General features: G+C 47.7%; 6 protein-coding genes and 1 pseudogene. 3 read left to right on the plus strand and 4 right to left on the minus strand.

Features of this window, described 5'->3' with window-relative positions; all coding sequences use genetic code 11:
- Nucleotides 1–80 precede the first annotated feature (80 nt).
- On the minus strand, nucleotides 81–1,964 hold the full coding sequence (locus JGK39_RS32185) for a DUF1565 domain-containing protein (protein WP_293297401.1): 1,884 nt from the start codon (nucleotides 1,962–1,964) through the stop codon (nucleotides 81–83).
- Nucleotides 1,965–2,184: 220 nt separating this feature from the next.
- Between JGK39_RS32185 and JGK39_RS32190 the strand changes: the two genes are divergently transcribed.
- Together JGK39_RS32190 and thiS are read left to right on the plus strand one after the other, a co-directional pair.
- Entirely contained in the window at nucleotides 2,185–3,267 is a 1,083-nt protein-coding gene (locus JGK39_RS32190; protein ID WP_293262077.1) for a thiamine phosphate synthase, read from the plus strand.
- Between the two features lie 121 nt (nucleotides 3,268–3,388).
- Nucleotides 3,389–3,601: a sulfur carrier protein ThiS gene (thiS, locus tag JGK39_RS32195; RefSeq protein ID WP_293262090.1), complete on the plus strand. Its 213-nt coding sequence runs from the start codon at nucleotides 3,389–3,391 to the stop codon at nucleotides 3,599–3,601.
- A gap of 253 nt (nucleotides 3,602–3,854) precedes the next feature.
- Here the strand turns inward: thiS and rpmA are convergent, their stop codons facing one another.
- Entirely contained in the window at nucleotides 3,855–4,151 is a 297-nt protein-coding gene (gene rpmA, locus JGK39_RS32200) for a 50S ribosomal protein L27 (RefSeq protein ID WP_293262080.1), read from the minus strand.
- A 28-nt stretch (nucleotides 4,152–4,179) separates the two neighbouring features.
- Nucleotides 4,180–4,572 carry a 50S ribosomal protein L21 gene (gene rplU / locus JGK39_RS32205; RefSeq protein WP_293262083.1) on the minus strand — a complete coding sequence of 131 codons (393 nt, stop codon included), beginning with the start codon at nucleotides 4,570–4,572 and terminating at the stop codon, nucleotides 4,180–4,182.
- A 754-nt stretch (nucleotides 4,573–5,326) separates the two neighbouring features.
- On the opposite strand from rplU, the gene JGK39_RS32210 reads away from it, so the two are divergent.
- A complete protein-coding gene (locus JGK39_RS32210) occupies nucleotides 5,327–5,671 on the plus strand; it encodes a hypothetical protein (RefSeq protein ID WP_293262087.1) in 345 nt (114 codons plus the stop codon).
- Between the two features lie 331 nt (nucleotides 5,672–6,002).
- Here JGK39_RS32210 and JGK39_RS32215 read toward each other — a convergent pair.
- Nucleotides 6,003–6,144, minus strand: a pseudogene (locus tag JGK39_RS32215) (photosystem II q(b) protein); the annotation flags it as partial.

Raw genomic sequence — 6,144 nt, forward strand, 5'->3', positions numbered from 1 at the left:
AAAATTGGTTCGTAGTGAGGACTTCAGTCCTCAGAAATTGATGCGGACTGAAGTCCTCACTACGAACCTAAATGACCATTTCATTTGATGTCTTCAATGCGAGCATTCAAACCGTTAGTAGTGAGAATTTCTAGCAATTCCTCAGCTTTTTCGCGTTCTTGAAAAACACCAGCTTGAATCACCGATCGCCCGTTGGTAAAAGTCCGAAAAGCATCGGGAACCAAGGATAGCATTTTTTGCCGATCGCCCGAACTCTCGGCATCCACCACAACTCGATACCGGAAACCCAACGCAGAAGCTCGATCGACTGACGGCGAACTCTCGGAATCGGGCAAAGAATTCCCCCCTAAACCAGCAGGTACAAAGCCGCCCCTTCCGAGAGGAATGTTGCGGCCCGGAACCGGCAATTTACCCTCGGAAGTAACCCCACTCGAACTATCAAAATTCGGAGGAATCATTGGTTGCTGTACCGAACTTTCCCTAACCGATCGAGAATCTGGATCGGGTACAGGAATTGCGATCGCCCCTGTTCCTTCAGCAGCAGAATCGGCGTTTCTCGGAGGAAGCAGAGGCCGCAACTGAGTGCTGGTGGGTGCCGATCGCCTGGAAACTGGCGCTGGTGGCGCAATTGAAGCTCTTTCAACTCGGGGAGTTAGCCGCCCGGGAGTATAAGCAGGGAGAGAAGTTTCTGGGCCGCCGATACCCGAAGGTCGATCGACCCTTAGCTGCAAAGCAGTTCCCGCCATCGGTGGAGGCGGGCTAAAAGTTCCCGCCATATCAACCGATCCAGTTGTGCGGTTGCTCAACAATTGATTGCCGTAAGCTGGGATGACTTGACCTTTCGCGGCATTGTTAATATCGTACTGGCCGTTATTGCGAATCACATTCCCCCCCGGTTCCGCCGAAGTTCCCAAATCTGGCAGAGCTCTGGATATCGCCACAATTCCATCTCGGCGGTTGCTTTCGATATAATTGTTACGCAGCACCGGTCTTGCATCAGCTTGCACCACCACGCCGTCTTTATTCCGAGTAATTTTGTTGCCGATTAACAAAGGCGAAGCATTCTGGGCGACATTCACCCCAAATCCCGTATCTTCAAACACATTATCTCGAACTTCCGGGCGAGAATCCCCAAAAATCGTAATCCCGTTAGCTCCATTTTTCGAGAAAAAATTCCCGCCAATCGTCGGCCTTCCAGTACCAACTACCGAAATGCCGTCGTGAGTGCTACCCGAAAAAGTATTGTTAACAACCGTCGGAGAACTCGATTCGATCCACAAAGCGTAACCGCGATAGTTGGTGTTTGTCACCGTCACCCCGCTGAGTCCTGCCCCGTCTGCGCCTAAAATCGCGATATTTTGACCCGCCGAAGTCGGGCTGATAAATTCTCCTCCGCCTTTGATGACAATATTTTGGCCGCGAGTGTTGGGATTTCCTTGAACAGTCACGCTGGGCCTGAGCATTAATGGAAATTTTTCGCCGCTTTGAGCGCTGTAAGTACCGGGCGCTAGTAAAATCGCGGTTTTCGGCGGGGCGACGCTGAGGGCATAGGTGAGGGTTTTGAACGGTGCTCGATCGCTCCCATTACCTGCCGTGTCGCTGCCACCGCTAGAACTCACGTAGAGTATGTTAATGTCGCTCTCTGGCCCTTGCGAAAGTAGCTGCACGGAGCCGGTTACGGCCGCGATCGCCGAGGGTTGAGGGTGGCAAAAAGCCGTGCTGGCAAAGACGAGCAGCAGGCAAGAACTTAAACTCTTGCTTGGCGATGGCGTTCCGCCCCGCAAGCTACGACTTTTTTGGCACTTGCTCTGTTTGGAATTTAGGATCATAAAAAAACACAATTTATCTTTGAGCCAAATTTCGCATCCCCTGTTTCCTGTCGGGTTTGGGCGATCGCATTTTAATCTCACCCGCCTGCTGGGGTTTTCTGCTGTTAATCTTTTGTTTTGTTCTGCGAACCTCACGGCTTTCCTCCGAAGTGCGGTATGCAGCTTCACGATTCCACTTATATCGAGTTTGATCTATTATGCTTCGTTTTTTTGAAATGCCATAAAACTTAAAAAATTGTCAAATTGAGATCCGTTGATGGCAAAATTAGGTCGATCGGCTTCACCACAATTTTGATGCCGTGGGACAATGTAGCGGGTAGACTGCTAGGAATTAGTTTAATCAAGGTGGTTCTGAATGACCGAGAAACAAAACAGAACTTTACCGGCACAGCCAGCCCTCTGCCGGATTTTAGATGCAAATTTAGATCGATCGCGCGAAGGGTTGAGAATTATTGAAGAATGGTGCAGGTTTGGTCTCAACAGCGCCGATTTAGCCGGCGAGTGCAAGCAACTGCGTCAGGAATTGGCTGCTTGGCACACCGCAGAATTACGCAGCGCTAGGGATACGCCGGCAGATCCGGGGACGGAGCTGACTCACCCGCAGGAAGAGCAGCGTGCGGGCATTCAGCAGCTACTGGCGGCGAATTTTTGTCGGGTGGAAGAAGCTCTGCGGGTACTGGAAGAGTACGGCAAAGTTTACGATCCGAATATGGGCAAGGCTTTGAAGCAGATGCGCTATCGGGTGTATAGTCTCGAAAGCGATTTATTGGCTTACCGACGCTACCAGCAGTTACTTCGATCGCAGTTATACCTCGTAACTTCGCCCAGAGACAACTTGTTAGCAGTGGTAGAAGCTGCTTTGCAAGGCGGAGTGACGTTGGTGCAGTACCGCGACAAAACCTCAGACGACGGAGTAAGGCTGGCCAACGCGCGACAGATGAGCGAACTTTGTCACCGCTACGATGCTTTGCTGATTGTGAACGATCGCGTGGATTTGGCGATCGCCGCAGATGCCGACGGCGTACACTTAGGACAGCAAGATTTGCCTGTAGCCGAAGCGCGCAGGTTGCTCGGCCCCGGACGCATCATCGGCTGTTCGACGACGAATGGCGAAGAAATGCAGCGAGCGATTGATGCGGGAGCCGATTATATTGGAGTTGGGCCAGTTTACTCTACTCCGACTAAACCTGATAAACAAGCGGCGGGTTTGGACTACGTGCGGTATGCTGCTAGTAAGTCTCCGGTTCCTTGGTTTGCGATCGGCTCAATTGATATCAACAACCTCGATGAAGTATTGAATGCCGGAGCTCAAAGAGTTGCCGTAGTGCGATCGATCATGGATGCAGAACAGCCTACTTTAGTCACGCAATTTTTCATCTCGCAGTTGATTCGGATGCAGAATCTGAAAGCTCAGAAAGCTTTGCTGGCGAAAACCTAGGTTGATTGCCGATTTTTCATGGGGGTTGACTGTACCGACATTCAACCCGCGCACCATCCGGGTTTTGTCTGTGTCGCAGCGGTTTCAACCGCCGAGTCTTCTAAAAAATGATATTTTAATCATGACAAATCAAATTGCGCTGCAAGTTAACGGAGAAAATCGCAATTGTGCGATCGACACACCGTTACCAAAATTACTAGAACAATTAGGATTAAACCCGCGCTTAGTAGCTGTAGAGTACAACGGCGAAATCCTGCACAAACAATTTTGGGAAACCACAAAGATAAAAGAGGGCGACATCCTAGAAGTTGTGACAATCGTCGGAGGAGGCTAGCCACAAATTAGCCAATCATACCAAATCCCTTGGTATCCAAATTATTCATCTCTCTCTTCTCTTCCTCTGTGATCTCTGCGGCCTCTGCGGTTAAATCATTCCGAATTTCTCACAAAACTTTTCTACCAAACATGACATCCCCGACTTCTTAAAGAAGTCGGGGATATTGGTATATTAAGATAGAAAATCAGGAAGCAGGGCTTCTAGAGGTTCGTTCCCAAGCAGAGCCTAGGAACGAGGAAACTATCCAAAATTAAACTGCGACAGCTTCAGCCACAGGTGCAGCCGCAGGTGCAACCACAGGATAAATGCTCACTTTCTTGCGAGTCTTACCCTTTCTTTCAAAAGTCACCACACCATCAACCAAAGCAAACAAAGTATCATCTCTGCCGATACCAACATTATTACCGGGGTGAACCTTAGTGCCGCGTTGACGAATCAAAATGTTGCCAGCTTTGACAACTTGACCGCCGTACTTTTTGACACCCAAACGCTGGGAATTAGAATCGCGACCGTTGCGCGTGCTACCTGTACCTTTCTTGTGGGCCATAGTATCCTCAAACTGTATTTACTATTGTTTATTCTGATTCAGATTCGCCGGTTTGGGGAGTTTCAACAACTGCTTGAGTCAAATCTCTCGCAGCCAAAACAACACCGTTGACTGTAATAGAGTCAATCATAAACCGAGTTGTTTCTTGGCGGTGGCCTTTTTTCTTCCGAGTTTTCTTTTTCGGCTTCATCTTGTAGACGAGGACTTTGCGGCCCCGGAAATGCCGCAGCACAGTTCCTTCTACAGTGGCATTTTCTACTAGAGGCTGACCGATGTGAACGTCATCTTCGTGCTGGATCAGAAATACTTTGTCAATGGTGACTTTGGATTCAGCTTCGACGTGAAGCAGTTCGATGTCGTAGAAGCGGCCTGGTTCTACCCGAAATTGTTTGCCGCCGGTTTCAATGATTGCGTAAGTCATGGGATGGTTGTTGAGATTGCCGTACAGGTAGCTGATGAGTCATCGGTCATTGGTCATTGTGGACTTTTGACTGTGGACTGTTTTGCAGCTTTTGGAATGTCTTAACCTGATCCGAGCCGGATTTAGACAGACAATCTACAATTATTGCTGATTTGGGGATTTTTGTCAAGCTATAGTGCACGCGATATTTTCTCATTGCGAATTTGAGAACGGATTTTTAGCACCTAACTGCGGGATGTTTAGAATGTTGAATGTAGAAAATTTTATGAAATTCTCTCTTCCCACGCACGGCAGGTAAAAATGGCAAATTGGATATGGAAACTCTGAATATCGGCAGCGTTGTGCAATTCGTCTGGTTGAAATTGTGCTTGATATTAATACCTATATGGGTGTGAGTCGGCTTTTCATCCCATGAGGCGGGGTCGAGATTGTTCCAGAAGTGCGATCGCCCTTCTGGAACTTGCAAGTAATCAGCAGTTTTTGATTCCCAAGTATGATAGAGTGAATCTATCAGGACTTACGTAAACAAACCGGGTTTCTTAGAATAATTGACGATCCTCAATGAGGTATCTACGAAGAAACCTGGTTTCTAGCCTCGACGTGCATAAGTTCTGTCGATCGCTCTTTTTCCTCAATCCCGTATTCAAAGCATACATTCAGTGCAGGTGAAATCTTATATAATTTATGAGAGATTACATTTCTTACATTTGACGGATCGAAAGCGAATCTAACATAATCTCAAAGTGAAAAAACTATGGATACACCACCACTGCCACAACCACAGCTCGATCGCGCGCCGATTACTTTTGACCAATATGCAGCGTACACACCCGAAAAGCTAGAACTACGACGAGGTTTCTATAATTATGGAGGACAAGACTTCACAGGTTTTTATCTCGCAGTATTGGCAAATATGGGGTTACGGGAAGCTGTTCGCCACGTACCGCTTTCACTATGGCTAGAGGCAATTCAAGAGTTAACTTTTCAAAATCCCAAACTCAATTTTGATACAGATATCGGGGAAGCTATGCTTAACAAATTGAACCGAGGATTGCAAGATTTACAAGAAGTTGCAGGCTATTTGGAAGAATCTGATTAGCTACGATGGCTACAAATACAGCGTGTCGTACAATGTAAGCAAGGCTGGAACTACGATCGCAATTTTCAACTTCTACATCGATCGCATAAAAGCATTCACCGCATCATATTGATCTGCCATCCGCGAATAAAACTCGATCGCAAAAACTTACCCATCAGACCAAAGAAACCGGGTTTTTTAGCCTTACTGTGGACTACAACGAAAGATTTTGGCAAAAAACCCGGTTTCTGACTACCCGTGCGTCCGGGAACTAATACAAACACAGAATTTTTCCCCAAATAAAAAGCGCCCCTATTTCTAGGAGCGCTTTTTGTCAATCTCAAGCTAAAACTTAGCCGTTGATGGAAGGAGCAACCAAAGCCACAGGAGTGGTATCAGCAGCAGCCAAATCGAGCGGGAAGTTGTGAGCGTTGCGCTCGTGCATTACTTCCATACCCAAGTTAGCGCGGTTGATAACATCAGCCCAGGTGTTG

Source organism: Microcoleus sp. PH2017_12_PCY_D_A, assembly GCF_020738565.1.
In the GTDB taxonomy this organism is placed as follows: domain Bacteria; phylum Cyanobacteriota; class Cyanobacteriia; order Cyanobacteriales; family Microcoleaceae; genus Microcoleus.

What these genes read in the sequence shown, in the direction of transcription:
- rpmA (WP_293262080.1), bottom strand. Translation starts at nt 4,151, where the DNA reads ATGGCCCACAAGAAAGGTACAGGTAGCACGCGCAACGGTCGCGATTCT.
- JGK39_RS32210 (WP_293262087.1), top strand. Translation starts at nt 5,327, where the DNA reads ATGGATACACCACCACTGCCACAACCACAGCTCGATCGCGCGCCGATT.
- thiS (WP_293262090.1), top strand. Translation starts at nt 3,389, where the DNA reads ATGACAAATCAAATTGCGCTGCAAGTTAACGGAGAAAATCGCAATTGT.
- rplU (WP_293262083.1), bottom strand. Translation starts at nt 4,572, where the DNA reads ATGACTTACGCAATCATTGAAACCGGCGGCAAACAATTTCGGGTAGAA.
- JGK39_RS32190 (WP_293262077.1), top strand. Translation starts at nt 2,185, where the DNA reads ATGACCGAGAAACAAAACAGAACTTTACCGGCACAGCCAGCCCTCTGC.